Here is a 13,734-nt window from a genome sequence, read left to right as displayed (position 1 = left end):
GTCAGTCTTCGCGAGCAGGCTCGCTCCCACATTTGGAATGCATTTCAATGTGGGAGCGAGCCTGATCGCGAAAGCGATATCAGCCATACGGCATTCGTTCTATTGGGTACGCAGGCTTTCCAGCAACTTGTGCGTCGGATAACCATCCGCCGGCCAGCCAAGCGCCTGCTGTGCACTGCGAATCGCTTTGCGCGTATTGGCGCCGATAATCCCGTCCGCGGTGCCGGCATCGTAATTGCGCGCACTCAGCAGGGTCTGCAATTCCATACGCTCGGTACGGCTCAGCGGCAGATCATCTTTCGGCCAACTGCCGTTGATCAAGCCACCACCGTTGAAACGCTCGGACAACAGGCTCACCGCCAATGCATACGACGACGAGTTGTTGTACTTGAGGATCGCGCGGAAATTATCGAGGATCAGGAACGCCGGCCCACGATAACCAGCCGGCAGCAGCAGGGCGGCAGACAGCTGTTCAGAGCCTGCTGGCACCTGACCGCCATTCGGCAGAGTCACGCCCAACTGACGCCATTCGGCGACACTCTTGCGAATCGCGCCATCAGCCAGGGTGTAGTTGAAGCTGCTCGGCAGCTGCACTTCAAAACCCCACGGTTGACCACGTTGCCAGCCGGAGCTTTGCAGGTAATGCGCGGTCGAGGCCAGTGCATCGGCAGGGCTGCCCCAGATATCGCGGCGACCGTCACCGTCGAAGTCCACGGCGTGAGTGTTGTAGGTGGTCGGAATGAATTGGGTCTGGCCCATGGCGCCGGCCCACGAGCCAAGCATTTTCTCCGGAGTGATATCGCCCTGCTGCAGGATCTGCAAAGCAGCGATCAATTGCGCATGAGCAAAGCCCGGACGGCGCCCTTCGTAAGCGAGGGTAGCCAGCGAGTTGATCACCGACTTGCTGCCCTGGAACTGGCCAAAGTTGCTTTCCATGCCCCACACCGACACCAGCGCCTGACGGTCGACGCCATAACGCTGCTCGATGCTTTGTAGAATATCGGCGTACTGGCTGATCAGCGCCTGGCCCTTGCGCACGCGCAGCGGCGACAGCGCGCCGTCGAGGTATTCCCACACCGGGCGGGAGAATTCCGGCTGACTGCGGTCGGCACGAATCACGCTGGCGTCGAAGCTGACATTGGCAAACGCCCGGTCAAACAACTCCGCGCGAATCCCGGCAGCCAACGCATCTTTGCGAAAGCCCGCCTGCCATTCGGCAAAGGTCTGGGTCGGCTGCAGATCGAGAGGGTCGGCGGACGGCACTACCGGCGGGATGATCGCTGGGGCCGTGGCAACAGGGGCGGCTTGAAGGGGTTGCGCATCGGCGGCGGTCGGTTTTTCCGCACAAGCGACAAGCAGAATGAAACTGGAGGCAGCGATCAATTGGCGGACAGGCCAACGATGGGAAAGACTAAAGGGCATGCACAGGTCCAGGGGATACGAATCAGGTGCAGACCTTAACATGACCGGGGGGTACTGCGCTTCAAGCAGCCAGAAAGTAAGAAGCCTCCCAGCTGTCAGACTGGAAGGCTTCGCGGCGGTAGCTGCCTTTACCCTTGGTTGGTCGTTCCTGGCGACTGCGGAACAGGGGCTGGGCGACGATGGATTTGGCCTTGTTCGGGCCATGTTTCGATGGCTTTTTGCTCATGAGGGTTCTCTCGAGTGAGTGGGTTTTGCGCGGCAAATAATCTGCCGATGTCGGGCATCTGTCTATAGTGCAAATGCAGGCGTGCATTGTAGGAAACAAGATCAAAAGATCGCAGCGTGCCGCAGCTCCTACAGGGATTGGTGTAGGAGCTGCCGAAGGCTGCGATCTTTTGATCTTATTCGGCAGGCAGTGAAAGACGCTGGCCAGCCATCAATAGAGCCAGACGACTCAGGCTCATCCACGGCGAACCGGCGGCTTGGCCCTTGATTTGCGCATCGATCCGCTGTGCTTCGAGCAACAACTGCGCCCAGCGTTGCGCCGAGTAGCGTTGCAGGGCTTTGCTCATCAGTGGTTTGCGCTTGTCCCAGACTGGCGGTTTTGCCTGGCTGAAACACTTGTCCAACGGCGTGCCCTGGCTGTATTGCAACGAGATGTTGGCCAGCAACCGCAGCTCTCGCGCCAGTGCCCAGAGAATCACCGGCGGTTCGACACCTTCGCCGCGCAGCCCTTCGAGCATGCGCAAGGCGTGAGCCGGTTCGCCGTTGAGCACGGCATCGGTCAGGCCGAACACGTCGAACCGTGCACTATCGGCCACTGCAGCCTGCACGGTTTCGACGGTGATCTGCCCACCTTCAGCCATCAGCTTGAGCTTTTCGATTTCCTGCGCGGCGGCGAGCAGGTTGCCCTCGACGCGTGCGGCAATCAATTCGACGGCGTCCTGGCTGGCCGATAACCCGGCCTGCGACAGACGCTGACGAATCCAGCTCGGCAGTTGATTGGCATCGACCGGCCAGATCTGGATGAACTGGGTTTGCTGGCCTTCAACCAGGGCCTTGCCCCACTTGGTCTTCTGCGCACTGCCATCGAGCTTGGGCAGGCTGACCAGCAGCACCGTGTCTTCAGCGGGACGCGAGCAGTATTCGATAAGCGCCGCGGCACCTTTGTCACCCGGTTTGCCCGAAGGCAGGCGCAGTTCCAAAAGGCGTTTTTGTGCGAACAGCGACATGCTGGCGCCGGCCTGCAACAACGTACCCCAATCGAAACTGGCATCGGCAGCGAACACCTGGCGCTCGTCGAAACCTTGCTGACGCGCAGCGCTGCGGATGGCGTCGGCGGCTTCCTGGCACAGCAGCGGGTCATCGCCACTGATGATGTAGACCGGCGCAAGGGCGCCTTGCAGATGTTTGCCGAGTTGGGCGGGAGCGAGCTTCATAAGAAAGGTCGAACGGGGCGCGTGAGCGCCCCGAACGTCTTACTGCTGCGGGATTTCGAGCGGCGACTGGCGCGGTGTTTCCGCTTCAGCCTTTTGCGCCGCTTCGAGCGCGTCAGCTTCAGCCTTGGCGCGGTTGTTGGCAGCTTGCTGCAGTTGCTCCAGTTGACCTGGGGTCAGCTGTTGCAGGCGCAGCATCATGCGCTGAACCAGCTCGCGACGGATATCGCGACGGGCGTCGTTGGCTTCCTGGTCGGAGCCGACGAGGTTGTTACCGTCGTGGATAAACACTTTCTGCACTTCAAGCTTGTCGCTCAGCAGCGAAAGGTTTTTGTCGCCACGGATGTCGTAGCTCAGGACGGTAGTGACCTGATACTCGCCCGTACGACCTGCACCGGCGTAGCTGAGGATGCGCTGGTTTTCCTGCTCGTCAGCCAGGAACAGCTTGTACGGTGCACCGCTGTAAACCTTGACGCCGCTGGACTCAAGCAGCTGACGCAGTTGAGTGACCGTCTCGCCGTAGGCGTTACGAGCGCTCAGGTCGAGTTCCTTGATGGTGAGTTCGGTAGTGCCAGTACCGCGCAGCTGGAAACCACAGGCGCTCAGAAGGACGGCGAGGCCCATCACCAGCAGATTGCGTTTGATCATTGTGTTGCTCCCCTTGAAACCACGTGGGCCGACTGTACGGCCCGAAAGGTTTTACTTGGCGCCAGGCGAACCTGACGCCCGATCCAATTAGCTGGCGACGATGTTGACCAGTTTCCCCGGCACAACGATCACTTTACGAATAGTCAGGCCGTCGACAAAGCGCAGCACGTTCTCGTTGATGCGAGCAGCCGCTTCGACTTCTTCACGCGTTGCGGTCGCCGGCATCTCGATCTGCCCGCGCAGTTTGCCGTTGACCTGGATGACCAGGGTCAGGCTGTCTTGTACAAGCGCGGATTCGTCGACCACAGGCCAGCCAGCGTCGATCACCGGATCGCTGTGACCCAGTTGATTCCACAGCTCGTGGCTGATGTGCGGCGTGATTGGCGCGAGCAGCAAGGTCACGGCTTCCAGGCCTTCGTGAACCAGTGCGCGATCCTGTTCGGTGCCTTGTGCGGCCTTTTCCAGCACGTTCATCAGCGTCATCACCTGAGCGATGGCGGTGTTGAATTTGTGGTTCTGGCCGACGTCGTGGCTGGCTTGCTTGATGGCCACGTGGATCGAACGGCGCACGGCTTTTTGCTCGTCGTTCAGGCTGGCGATGTCGAGTTTGCCCGGCAGACCCTGGCTAACATGGGCTTGCGCCAGACGCCAGACGCGCTTGAGGAAACGGTGCGAGCCTTCAACGCCGGAGTCCGACCATTCGGCGCTCATGTCTGGCGGCGAGGCAAACATCATGAACAGGCGGCAAGTATCGGCGCCGAACTGATCGATCATCGACTGTGGGTCAACGCCGTTGTTCTTCGACTTGGCCATCTTCTCGGTGCCACCGATTTCCACCGGCAGGCCGTCGGATTTCAGCTTGGCGCTGATGACCTTGGCTTTGCTGTCACGCTCAAGTTCTACGTCCGCCGGGTTGAACCAGGTGTAAGCACCATTGGCTTCGCGACGGTAGTAAGTCTCGGCGATTACCATGCCTTGGGTCAGCAGGTTCTTGAATGGCTCGTTGGAGCTCACCAGGCCTTCGTCGCGCATCAGCTTGTGGAAGAAGCGCGCGTAGAGCAGGTGCAGAATCGCGTGTTCGATACCGCCGATGTACTGATCCACCGGCAGCCAGTGGTCAGCCGCGGATTTCTCGACCAAGCCACCTTCAAAGTGCGGCGAGGCATAACGGGCGTAATACCACGACGACTCGACGAAAGTGTCCATGGTGTCGGTTTCACGCTTGGCAGGCTGGCCGCATTTCGGGCAAGCGCACTCGTAGAACTCAGGCATGCGCGCCAGCGGCGAACCGGCGCCGTCCGGCACCACGTCTTCCGGCAGGACGACAGGCAATTGATCTTCCGGCACCGGCACGTCACCGCAAGTATCGCAATGGATGATCGGGATCGGGCAGCCCCAGTAGCGCTGACGGCTGATGCCCCAGTCGCGCAGGCGGAACTGGGTGCGCGAGGCGCCCAGTTCTTTCTTGATCAGGGCCACTTCCATCGCGTCGAACGCGCCAGCGAAGTCGAGACCGTCGAACTCACCGGAGTTGATCAGCGTGCCGTGCTCGCCGTAGGCGTCTTGCCACGGGGCCGGATTGGTATCGCCGGAGCTGGTACGCACCACCGATTTGACCGGCAGGTTGTACTTGTGGGCGAATTCGAAATCGCGCTCGTCGTGCGCCGGTACCGCCATCACAGCGCCATCGCCGTAATGCATCAGTACGTAGTTGGCGACCCACACCGGGAGTTTTTCACCGGTCAGCGGGTGCTCGACGAACAGGCCGGTCGGCAGGCCTTTCTTTTCCTGCGTGGCGACGTCGGCTTCAGCGACGCTGCCGCCCTTGCATTCAGCGATGAACGCTTGCAGCTCGGTGTTGTTCTTTGCGGCCAGGGTGGCCAGCGGGTGCTCGGCAGCCACGGCGACATAGGTCGCGCCCATCAGGGTGTCCGGACGGGTGGTGAAGACTTTCAGAGTGCCGGCTTCGCCGATCGAGTCGACGTTGTACGGGAACTGTACTTCCATGCCGCGGGATTTGCCGATCCAGTTGCGCTGCATGGTCTTGACCTGTTCAGGCCAGCCGGTCAGCTCGTCGAGGCTCTCCAGCAGCTCATCCGCATAAGCGGTGATCTTGAAGTAGTACATCGGGATTTCGCGCTTTTCGATCAGCGCGCCGGAACGCCAGCCGCGACCGTCGATCACCTGTTCGTTGGCCAGAACGGTCTGGTCGATCGGGTCCCAGTTCACGGTGCCGTTTTTGCGGTAGATCACACCTTTTTCGAACAGGCGAGTGAACAGCCATTGTTCCCAGCGGTAGTAATCAGGCTTGCAGGTGGTGACTTCGCGCGACCAGTCGACCGCCAGACCCAGGCTGCGCAACTGGGTTTTCATGTAGGCGATGTTTTCGTAGGTCCACTTGGCCGGAGCGACGTTGTTTTTCATCGCGGCGTTTTCCGCCGGCATGCCGAAAGCGTCCCACCCCATCGGTTGCAGAACATTCTTGCCTTGCATGCGCTGATAACGGGAGATCACGTCGCCGATGGTGTAGTTGCGCACGTGCCCCATGTGTAGCTTGCCGCTGGGGTAAGGGAACATCGACAGGCAGTAGTAAGTCTCCTTGCCTGGCTGTTCACTGACTTCAAAGGACTTTTGCTCGTCCCAGAACGACTGGGCGGCGGCTTCGATTTCACGGGGCTGATATTGTTCGTGCATGGCTACTTTTGTACTGGATAGGGGTGGCCTAATCCTCTTCAACGCGGCATTCGGGATGGCCCGGACGAGCTGGAAGTGGAATTACAGGAAGCGCCGTAGCATACATGACCGCGCTTGGCCTAGGGAAACCCTGATTACAGCTGTTTGGTACGGCGAATCCATGACGAGGGCCGTTGGTCGCGGCGTGCAGCCGGTTTGTGCAGCGAAGCTAAGCTCTAACTGGGGAGTGAGTCTTATCTTCAATGAGGTGAGGGATGGTGGAGCAACGGCAGAAAAACGTCACGAAACCTGAGTTGTACGAGCGGTTGATGAACCGTCTGGGCATGGCCCTGGATGCTGCCAAAACCGCTGACCGGCTGCGCGACGAGCGCCCCCTGGAACTGGAATTGCGTGGCTTGAGTCCCGCCGAGTTCAAACTGGTCAAGGCCTATCTGGATCGTAGTGAACGTGAAACGCATGGATGCTTGTCGCAGGCAGTGAAGCAGCTCGATGCAGCACATTCGGCCAAGGTCATCTGGCTCAAGGACAAGGTGCCCGGCAGAGATACCGTCAAGGTACGGGCTTTGCAGGCCAAGTAAGCGCATGGCAGGTCAAGAACCGGATCTTTTTCAACAGGATCCCACCTATCGGTTGTAACGCTTTATTAACACTCTTAGGCTTCGGGCATCTTTGGAGATGCTCGATGCCTTTTCGTTATTTCATCAAACAACTTTTATTGCCGCCCGGCATTCTTTTGCTGCTGTTGCTGGCTGCGTGGTGGCTGCGTCGCTCGCGGCCGCGCCTGGCTGGTGTGTGCTTTGCGCTTGGCTTTGGCGGATTGTGGCTGATGAGCTTGCCAGTGGTCGTGCAGTGGGGCGCAAAAGCGCTGGAGCGCGAGCCACCGTTGGCCCGTGAAGAGTGGACAACGCTGGCGCAGCGAGCTGACGCCATTGTGGTGTTGGGCTCCGGTCGTGAGCGCGGCGATCTGGCGTGGGGCGAGGATCAGCCGACCGGCGTGGGTCTTGAGCGTCAGCGATATGCCGCACGGTTGGCCAAGGCGTCGGGGTTACCGATTCTGACCACAGGCGGGCTACATTATGGAACGCCGCCGACCGAGGCAAAGCTGATGGCCGATTCACTGCGCGACGATTTCGGCGTAGCGGTGCGTTGGCAGGAAGGCGAAAGCCGCACCACGTGGGAAAACGCTAAATTCAGCGCCGATATCTTGCTGCCGCAGGGGATCAAGCGCGTGGTTGTGGTGACCCAGGCTTGGCACATGCCGCGCTCGGTGTGGAGTTTTCAACAGGCGGGGTTTGAAGTGGTGCCGGCGCCGGTTGGCTTTCTGGGCACTGATAATGCGCGGCCGTTTGGTGGCTGGTTGCCGGAGTTCAAGTCGATCTGGCAGAGCGGGCAGTTGCTGAATGAGGCGGTGGGGCAGGTGGGGTATTCGTTGTTTTACCGCTGAAGATCAAAAGATCGCAGCCTGCGGCAGCTCCTACATTGGGATTTGCGTTTTCCCTGTAGGAGCTGCCGCGGGCTGCGATCTTTTGCTTTAAAGGGTTTTCGACATCCGGCTGGCCATCAGTGCCCAGCCAAACAACAACACGCACAGGATGATCAGCGGCCACGAACGCCATTGCAGATACGGCGTCAGGTTGTGCATCGGCACCACTTCGCCGTACAGAATGCCCTGTTCGAACTGCGGAATCTGCTCGGTGATCTGCCCGAACGGGTTGATCAACCCGGTCACACCGTTGTTGGTCGCGCGAATCATCCAGCGGCCCGCTTCCAGCGCTCGCATCTGCGCCATTTGCAAATGTTGCAGCGGGCCGATCGAGGTGCCGAACCAGGTGTCGTTGCTGATCGTCAGCAACAGATCGCTGCGTGCCGACAGGCCTGCGGCGAAGTCCGGGTACACCACTTCATAGCAGATGAACGGCGCAACCTGATAACCCTTGGCCTGCAACAGCGCCTGATCGGCTGGGCCGCGGGCAAAGTCGGACATCGGCAGGTCGAAGAATGCGATCAAACCACGCAGGATGTCCTGCAGTGGCACGTATTCACCGAATGGCACCAGTTTTTGCTTGAGGTAAGTACCGTCGCCTTCGCCCACCACGGTGATACCGTTGAAGAAGCGTCTTTCATGACGGACCATTTCGCGAATCGGCACGCCGGTGATCAGCGCTGATTTACGCTCGGCGGCGAAGCTGCCCATCATGCTCAGGTAGCCCTCGGCGGACTCTTTCAATACTGGCACGGCGGTTTCCGGCCAGATCAGCAGATCCACTGGTTTTGAGCGAAAACTCAGATCGCGGTACAGGGCCAGCTGCGCGTTGAGTTCGGCCGGATCCCATTTCATGCTTTGCGCGACGTTGCCCTGAATTGCAGCAACGCTCAGTGGCGCGCCCGACGGACTGGTCCAAGCGTGGCCCTTGAGCGCAATGCCCGCTGCCCACGGCCCGATCAGCAGTACCAAACCCGCCACCGCAAAACCTTTGCGTCCGGTCTGCAGCAACCGGGGAGCGTTGTAGATCAGCGCCGCGGTCAGCGCCAGAGTGAACGACACCAGCCACATGCCGCCGATCGGCGCGAGCCCGGCCAGCGGGCCATCGAGTTGGCTGTAACCTGAGTACAGCCACGGGAAACCGGTGAGAAACCAGCCGCGAAACATTTCCTGAGCGACCCACAGCGCGGCAAACGCCAAAGCATCGGCCAGCGGCGCTTCATTGCGGCGCAGCCAGCGCGCCCAAATCCAGGCCGGCAGGGCGAAGAACCAGGCAATCGCGGCGGTAAACAGCAGCATCAGGAACCCGGCCAGCAGCACCGAAGCGCCACCGAAGTGGTGAATGCTGTAATAGATCCAACTGGTGCCGGCGCCGAACAGGCCGAAACCGAAACACCAGCCACGGCCCAGCGCCTGACGCGAGTTCAGTTCACGCAAACCGGCATAGAACAGTCCGACCGCCAGCAAAGCCAGCGGCCAGATGTTGAACGGTGCCAGAGCGAAGGTGGTGATTGCACCGGCCGCCACGGCCAGCAGGTTACCGGGCCAGCCGGGGCGGGTTGTCCAGCGCATTTCAATCCTTAGAGGTATTACCGGGCGATAGGGGTCAGTCGCAGCAAATGAATCCGACGGCTGTCGGCGTTCAGGATGCGGAAACGATAGGCGCCGATTTCAGTGATTTCGTTGCGTTTTGGCAAGTGCCCGAACGCGCTCATCACCAGACCGCCGACGGTGTCGAACTCGTCGTCGGAGAACTCGCTGTCGAAAAACTCGTTGAAGTTCTCGATCGGCGTCAGGGCCTTGATCAGGAAGTCGCCACTGGGCAGCGGCTTGATGTAGCTGTCTTCTTCGACGTCGTGCTCGTCTTCGATGTCGCCGACGATCTGTTCCAGCACGTCTTCGATGGTCACCAGACCGGCCACACCGCCGTATTCGTCGATGACGATGGCCATGTGATTGTGGTTGGCGCGGAATTCACGCAGCAACACGTTCAGACGCTTGGATTCCGGCACGAAGGTGGCCGGGCGCAGCAGGTCCTTGATGTTGAAGCTGTCGCCGTTTTCCTTGAGGATCAACGGCAGCAGGTCCTTGGCCAGCAGCACGCCCATCACGTCATCATGGCTTTCACCAATGACCGGATAGCGCGAGTGGGCCGAGTCGACCACGGCCGGGAGGAATTCACGCGGTGTCTGGGTCGCCTTGATGCTGATCATCTGCGAGCGCGGCACCATGATGTCGCGTACTTGCAGGTCAGCCACCTGAATGGCGCCTTCGACGATGGCCAGCGCTTCGCTGTCCAGCAGTTTGTTCTGATGTGCATCACGCAGCAGCTCGAGGAGCTCCTGACGGTTCTTCGGCTCGTGGGCAAAAGCCTGGGTCAGTTTACCCAGCCATGACTTCTGCCCGTTGCTCGATCGATCTTCGCTCATAGCGATTACTCTGAATCCTTTGTTGTAACGATAGGGGATGTTTCGGGTTCGTCGTCCGCGTACGGATCGGGATAGCCCAATTCGGCAAGCAACTCGCGTTCCAGTGCTTCCATTTCCTCGGCTTCTTCGTCATCTATATGGTCGTAACCGAGCAGATGCAAGCAGCCGTGAATGACCAGATGTGCCCAGTGGGCCTTTAGTTCCTTGCCTTGTTCGGCAGCTTCGCGCTCAACCACCGCCACGCAGATCACCAGATCGCCCAGCAGCGGGATGTCGAGAAACTCGTCAGGCACTTCAGCCGGGAATGACAGGACGTTGGTCGCGTAATCCTTGTGGCGCCAGGTGTGATTCAGCTCGCGGCCTTCTTCCTCGTCGACCAGACGAATGGTCATTTCCGAGTCGGCGGTGCGTTGGCGCAGGGCCAGTTCGCACCACAGACGGAAGTCGGCTTCACTCGGCGCGTTCGCGTCAGTCGCGATTTGCAGGTCTAGCTCAAGCATTTCGCGAGGTGTCCTTGGGTGCTTCGTCACGGTTTTCGAAGCGCTCGTAGGCTTCGACGATCCGCTGGACCAAAGGATGGCGTACGACGTCTTTAGGCTGGAAGTGGGTGAAGCTGATACCCGGCACGTCTTTGAGCACTTCGATCACATGATGCAGGCCCGACTTGGTGCCTTTCGGCAGGTCGACCTGGGTGATGTCACCGGTGATAACCGCTGTAGAGCCGAAGCCGATCCGCGTGAGGAACATCTTCATCTGCTCGACGGTGGTGTTCTGACTCTCGTCGAGAATGATGAAGCTGTTGTTCAGCGTGCGACCGCGCATGTAGGCCAGTGGCGCAACTTCGATCACCTGACGTTCGATCAGCTTGGCCACGTATTCAAAACCGAGCATCTCGTAGAGTGCGTCGTAGAGCGGGCGCAGGTATGGGTCGATCTTCTGCGACAGGTCGCCGGGCAGGAAGCCGAGTTTTTCACCCGCTTCAACCGCCGGACGCACCAGCAGGATGCGGCGGATCTGCTCGCGCTCCAGGGCATCGACAGCGCAAGCGACGGCCAGATAGGTCTTGCCGGTACCGGCCGGGCCAATGCCGAAGTTGATGTCGTTGCCGAGGACTTCCTTGACGTAACGCAACTGATTCAAGCCGCGCGGGCGAATCATGCCTTTCTTGGTGCGCAGGGCAACGGAAGCTTCGGCGGGGGCGTGGTTGTCCAGCTCGACCACGGCCGATTCCTGCAGGAACAGGTGCACCGTATCTGGCGACAGCTCTGAACCTTTGGTTTCCCGGTACAGGCGACGAATCAGATTTTCCGCAGACGTGGTGTGTTTGGGGTCGCCGATCAGCTCGAACTGGTTTCCGCGGTTGCGGATCTCGATGGTCAGGCGCTGTTCGATCAAGCGCAAATGCTCGTCGAATTGCCCGCACAGATTGGCGAAGCGGCGAGCCTCAAAAGGCTCGAGGATAAAACGATGTGGTTCTATGGGTGCGTTCAAGGTCGTATTTAGCCGCCCTGGGGCAATTAAGATGAAATCAAGGATAACGCCAGAGGCCTGGGTGCGAAAGCTCTTAAATATTCTTGGCGTCGAGACCGCCAAGATCGCAGCCTCCGGCAGCTCCTACAGGGGAATGTAATCCATGTAGGAGCTGCCGAAGGCTGCGATCTTTTGCATTTATTGGATCAGCGAGCCACGCAGCGAGTGCGGTTGCGCCGCATCGATGTGCACGTCGGCGAACTGGCCGATCAGGGTTGGATTGTCGCAGCGGAAGTTGACGATACGATTATTCTCGGTACGCCCCTGCAACTCGCCCGGGTCTTTCTTCGAATAATCGGTCACCAGAATCCGCTGGACCGAACCGACCATTTGTCGGCTGATCTCGAAGCCTTGCTGATTCAAACGATGCTGCAGCGCGTTCAGGCGCTCCTTCTTCAGCTCTTCCGGGGTGTCGTCGGCCAGATCGGCAGCCGGAGTGCCCGGGCGCTGGCTGTAAACGAACGAGTAGGAAAAGTCGAAACCGACGTCGGCAATCAGCTTCATGGTCTGTTCGAAATCTTTCTCGGTCTCGCCAGGGAAACCGACGATGAAGTCCGAACTGATGCAGATCCCCGGTACCGCGGCGCGCAGTTTGCGCAGTTTGGATTTGTACTCCAGCGCGGTGTGATTGCGCTTCATCGCCGCGAGAATCCGGTCGGAACCCGATTGCACCGGCAAGTGCAGGTGTTTCACCAGCTCCGGCACATCGGCGTGGGCCTGGATCAGGCTGTCGGAGAACTCCAGTGGATGCGAAGTGGTGTAGCGGATGCGGTCGATGCCATCGATGGCGGCGACAACGCGGATCAGCTCGGCCAGATCGGCGAGACGACCGTCGTGGGTCGTACCGCGATAGCCGTTGACGTTCTGCCCGAGCAGCGTCACTTCACGCACGCCGTTTTCGGCGAGGTGGATGACTTCGGCGATCACATCATCGAACGGTCGGCTGACTTCTTCGCCGCGGGTGTAAGGCACCACGCAGAATGTGCAGTACTTGCTGCAACCTTCCATCACCGATACGTAAGCGCTCGGGCCATCGATGCGCGGCTCGGGCAAGTGGTCGAATTTTTCGATTTCCGGGAACGAGACGTCGACTTGCGGCAATTTGGTGATGCGCGCGGCGTCGATCATTTCCGGCAGGCGGTGCAGGGTCTGCGGGCCGAAGACCACGTCGACGTACGGCGCGCGATCGCGGATCGCCGCGCCTTCCTGGCTGGCCACGCAACCGCCGACAGCGATGACCATTTCCGGGTTGGCCAGTTTCAGTTCGCGCCAGCGGCCGAGCTGCGAATACACGCGATCCTGGGCGCGCTCGCGGATCGAGCAGGTGTTGAGCAGAATCACGTCGGCGTCTTCCGCGCGAGCGGTGACTTCCAGGGCCTGATGTTCACCCAGCAGATCGACCATGCGCGAGCTGTCGTACTCGTTCATCTGGCAACCGTGGGTTTCGATGTAAAGCTTCTTGGCCATGGATTAGGGTCATCACGTGATTCAAAGAACCGCGCATTATAGGGAACAAGCCCTCAGGTTCCTACCGCTGCGCGTCCGGTGGCTATGCTATAGTTTGCGCCCTCATTTTTATCCCCGATGTTATCCCCCCGCCATGACCAAACGCGAAGCTCCAATCTATAAGGTGATTTTTCTCAACCAGGGCCAGGTGTTCGAAATGTACGCCAAGCAGATCTATCAAAGTGATCTGTGGGGCTTTCTGGAAGTGGAAGAGTTCGTCTTTGGCGAGCGCACGCAAGTGGTCGTCGACCCGAGCGAAGAAAAGCTCAAGGCGCAGTTCGAAGGCGTGGTGCGCAGCTTTGTGCCGATGCATTCGATCGTGCGTATCGACGAGGTGGAGCGTCTGGGCACCCCGAAAATCAGCGAAGCCCGTGGCGCGGTCGGCAATGTGATGCCGTTTCCGATGCCGATGCCTGAGAAGTAACAGCAGATTCTGGATGCTGATCGTTCCCACGCAGAGCGTCACTAGTGTCCGGTAAAAACTGAAGGGGGAGCTTGCTCCCCCTTGCTGTGCCTGCTTCCTGAGCAATAATCAGGTTTTTCAGACTCGATTTTCGACTATGTTCAGCAGCACCCGATTTGCGCA

General features: G+C 59.6%; 13 protein-coding genes. 3 read left to right on the top strand and 10 right to left on the bottom strand.

Annotated features, from left to right (window positions below; all coding sequences use genetic code 11):
• Positions 1-99 precede the first annotated feature (99 nt).
• From CKW17_RS23710 to leuS, 5 genes are all read right to left on the bottom strand, one after another.
• Positions 100-1,422, bottom strand: coding sequence for a lytic murein transglycosylase (locus CKW17_RS23710; protein ID WP_095122067.1), 1,323 nt, complete (start codon positions 1,420-1,422; stop codon positions 100-102).
• A 61-nt stretch (positions 1,423-1,483) separates the two neighbouring features.
• Entirely contained in the window at positions 1,484-1,648 is a 165-nt protein-coding gene (gene arfA, locus CKW17_RS23705; RefSeq protein ID WP_016986126.1) for an alternative ribosome rescue factor ArfA, read from the bottom strand.
• Positions 1,649-1,823: 175 nt separating this feature from the next.
• Positions 1,824-2,861, bottom strand: coding sequence for a DNA polymerase III subunit delta (gene holA / locus CKW17_RS23700; RefSeq protein ID WP_095122065.1), 1,038 nt, complete (start codon positions 2,859-2,861; stop codon positions 1,824-1,826).
• 39 nt (positions 2,862-2,900) lie between these two features.
• Entirely contained in the window at positions 2,901-3,506 is a 606-nt protein-coding gene (gene lptE / locus CKW17_RS23695) for an LPS assembly lipoprotein LptE (RefSeq protein WP_095122063.1), read from the bottom strand.
• Between the two features lie 87 nt (positions 3,507-3,593).
• Positions 3,594-6,200 carry a leucine--tRNA ligase gene (gene leuS / locus CKW17_RS23690; RefSeq protein ID WP_095122061.1) on the bottom strand — a complete coding sequence of 869 codons (2,607 nt, stop codon included), beginning with the start codon at positions 6,198-6,200 and terminating at the stop codon, positions 3,594-3,596.
• 254 nt (positions 6,201-6,454) lie between these two features.
• Here leuS and CKW17_RS23685 point away from each other — a divergent pair, with 254 nt between their 5' ends.
• Positions 6,455-6,778, top strand: coding sequence for a hypothetical protein (locus CKW17_RS23685; RefSeq protein ID WP_095122059.1), 324 nt, complete (start codon positions 6,455-6,457; stop codon positions 6,776-6,778).
• Positions 6,779-6,882: 104 nt separating this feature from the next.
• Positions 6,883-7,644 (top strand): YdcF family protein, encoded by a 762-nt coding sequence (locus CKW17_RS23680; protein WP_095122057.1) that lies wholly within the window; start codon positions 6,883-6,885, stop codon positions 7,642-7,644.
• A gap of 87 nt (positions 7,645-7,731) precedes the next feature.
• On the opposite strand, the gene lnt is transcribed toward CKW17_RS23680, so the two are convergent.
• From lnt to miaB, 5 genes are all read right to left on the bottom strand, one after another.
• Positions 7,732-9,255, bottom strand: a complete 1,524-nt coding sequence (gene lnt / locus CKW17_RS23675) for an apolipoprotein N-acyltransferase (protein ID WP_095122055.1) — start codon at positions 9,253-9,255, stop codon at positions 7,732-7,734.
• Positions 9,256-9,272: 17 nt separating this feature from the next.
• Positions 9,273-10,112, bottom strand: a complete 840-nt coding sequence (locus tag CKW17_RS23670) for an HlyC/CorC family transporter (RefSeq protein WP_007909641.1) — start codon at positions 10,110-10,112, stop codon at positions 9,273-9,275.
• 5 nt (positions 10,113-10,117) lie between these two features.
• Complete coding sequence (gene ybeY / locus CKW17_RS23665; RefSeq protein WP_095122053.1) at positions 10,118-10,612, bottom strand: rRNA maturation RNase YbeY; 495 nt, start codon at positions 10,610-10,612, stop codon at positions 10,118-10,120.
• Positions 10,605-11,603: a PhoH family protein gene (locus tag CKW17_RS23660; protein WP_008081076.1), complete on the bottom strand. Its 999-nt coding sequence runs from the start codon at positions 11,601-11,603 to the stop codon at positions 10,605-10,607. The genes ybeY and CKW17_RS23660 overlap by 8 nt, the downstream gene beginning before the upstream one ends.
• A 177-nt stretch (positions 11,604-11,780) precedes the next feature.
• On the bottom strand, positions 11,781-13,109 hold the full coding sequence (gene miaB, locus CKW17_RS23655; RefSeq protein ID WP_095122051.1) for a tRNA (N6-isopentenyl adenosine(37)-C2)-methylthiotransferase MiaB: 1,329 nt from the start codon (positions 13,107-13,109) through the stop codon (positions 11,781-11,783).
• A 133-nt stretch (positions 13,110-13,242) separates the two neighbouring features.
• Here miaB and CKW17_RS23650 point away from each other — a divergent pair, with 133 nt between their 5' ends.
• Positions 13,243-13,572: a DUF1820 family protein gene (locus CKW17_RS23650; RefSeq protein ID WP_003185742.1), complete on the top strand. Its 330-nt coding sequence runs from the start codon at positions 13,243-13,245 to the stop codon at positions 13,570-13,572.
• The last annotated feature ends 162 nt before the right edge of the window (positions 13,573-13,734 follow it).

The sequence above is a fragment of the Pseudomonas sp. Irchel s3f10 genome, from assembly GCF_900187515.1.
GTDB classification, from domain to species: Bacteria; Pseudomonadota; Gammaproteobacteria; order Pseudomonadales; family Pseudomonadaceae; genus Aquipseudomonas; species Aquipseudomonas tensinigenes.
The sequence above is the reverse complement of the archived record's forward strand: the minus strand, read 5'-3'. Positions and strand labels throughout refer to the sequence as shown.

Coding starts and splice junctions, on each gene's coding strand:
- lnt (WP_095122055.1), bottom strand. CDS start 9,255: ATGCGCTGGACAACCCGCCCCGGCTGGCCCGGTAACCTGCTGGCCGTG.
- CKW17_RS23685 (WP_095122059.1), top strand. CDS start 6,455: ATGGTGGAGCAACGGCAGAAAAACGTCACGAAACCTGAGTTGTACGAG.
- arfA (WP_016986126.1), bottom strand. CDS start 1,648: ATGAGCAAAAAGCCATCGAAACATGGCCCGAACAAGGCCAAATCCATC.
- CKW17_RS23710 (WP_095122067.1), bottom strand. CDS start 1,422: ATGCCCTTTAGTCTTTCCCATCGTTGGCCTGTCCGCCAATTGATCGCT.
- holA (WP_095122065.1), bottom strand. CDS start 2,861: ATGAAGCTCGCTCCCGCCCAACTCGGCAAACATCTGCAAGGCGCCCTT.
- CKW17_RS23650 (WP_003185742.1), top strand. CDS start 13,243: ATGACCAAACGCGAAGCTCCAATCTATAAGGTGATTTTTCTCAACCAG.
- miaB (WP_095122051.1), bottom strand. CDS start 13,109: ATGGCCAAGAAGCTTTACATCGAAACCCACGGTTGCCAGATGAACGAG.
- ybeY (WP_095122053.1), bottom strand. CDS start 10,612: ATGCTTGAGCTAGACCTGCAAATCGCGACTGACGCGAACGCGCCGAGT.
- lptE (WP_095122063.1), bottom strand. CDS start 3,506: ATGATCAAACGCAATCTGCTGGTGATGGGCCTCGCCGTCCTTCTGAGC.
- CKW17_RS23680 (WP_095122057.1), top strand. CDS start 6,883: ATGCCTTTTCGTTATTTCATCAAACAACTTTTATTGCCGCCCGGCATT.
- CKW17_RS23670 (WP_007909641.1), bottom strand. CDS start 10,112: ATGAGCGAAGATCGATCGAGCAACGGGCAGAAGTCATGGCTGGGTAAA.
- leuS (WP_095122061.1), bottom strand. CDS start 6,200: ATGCACGAACAATATCAGCCCCGTGAAATCGAAGCCGCCGCCCAGTCG.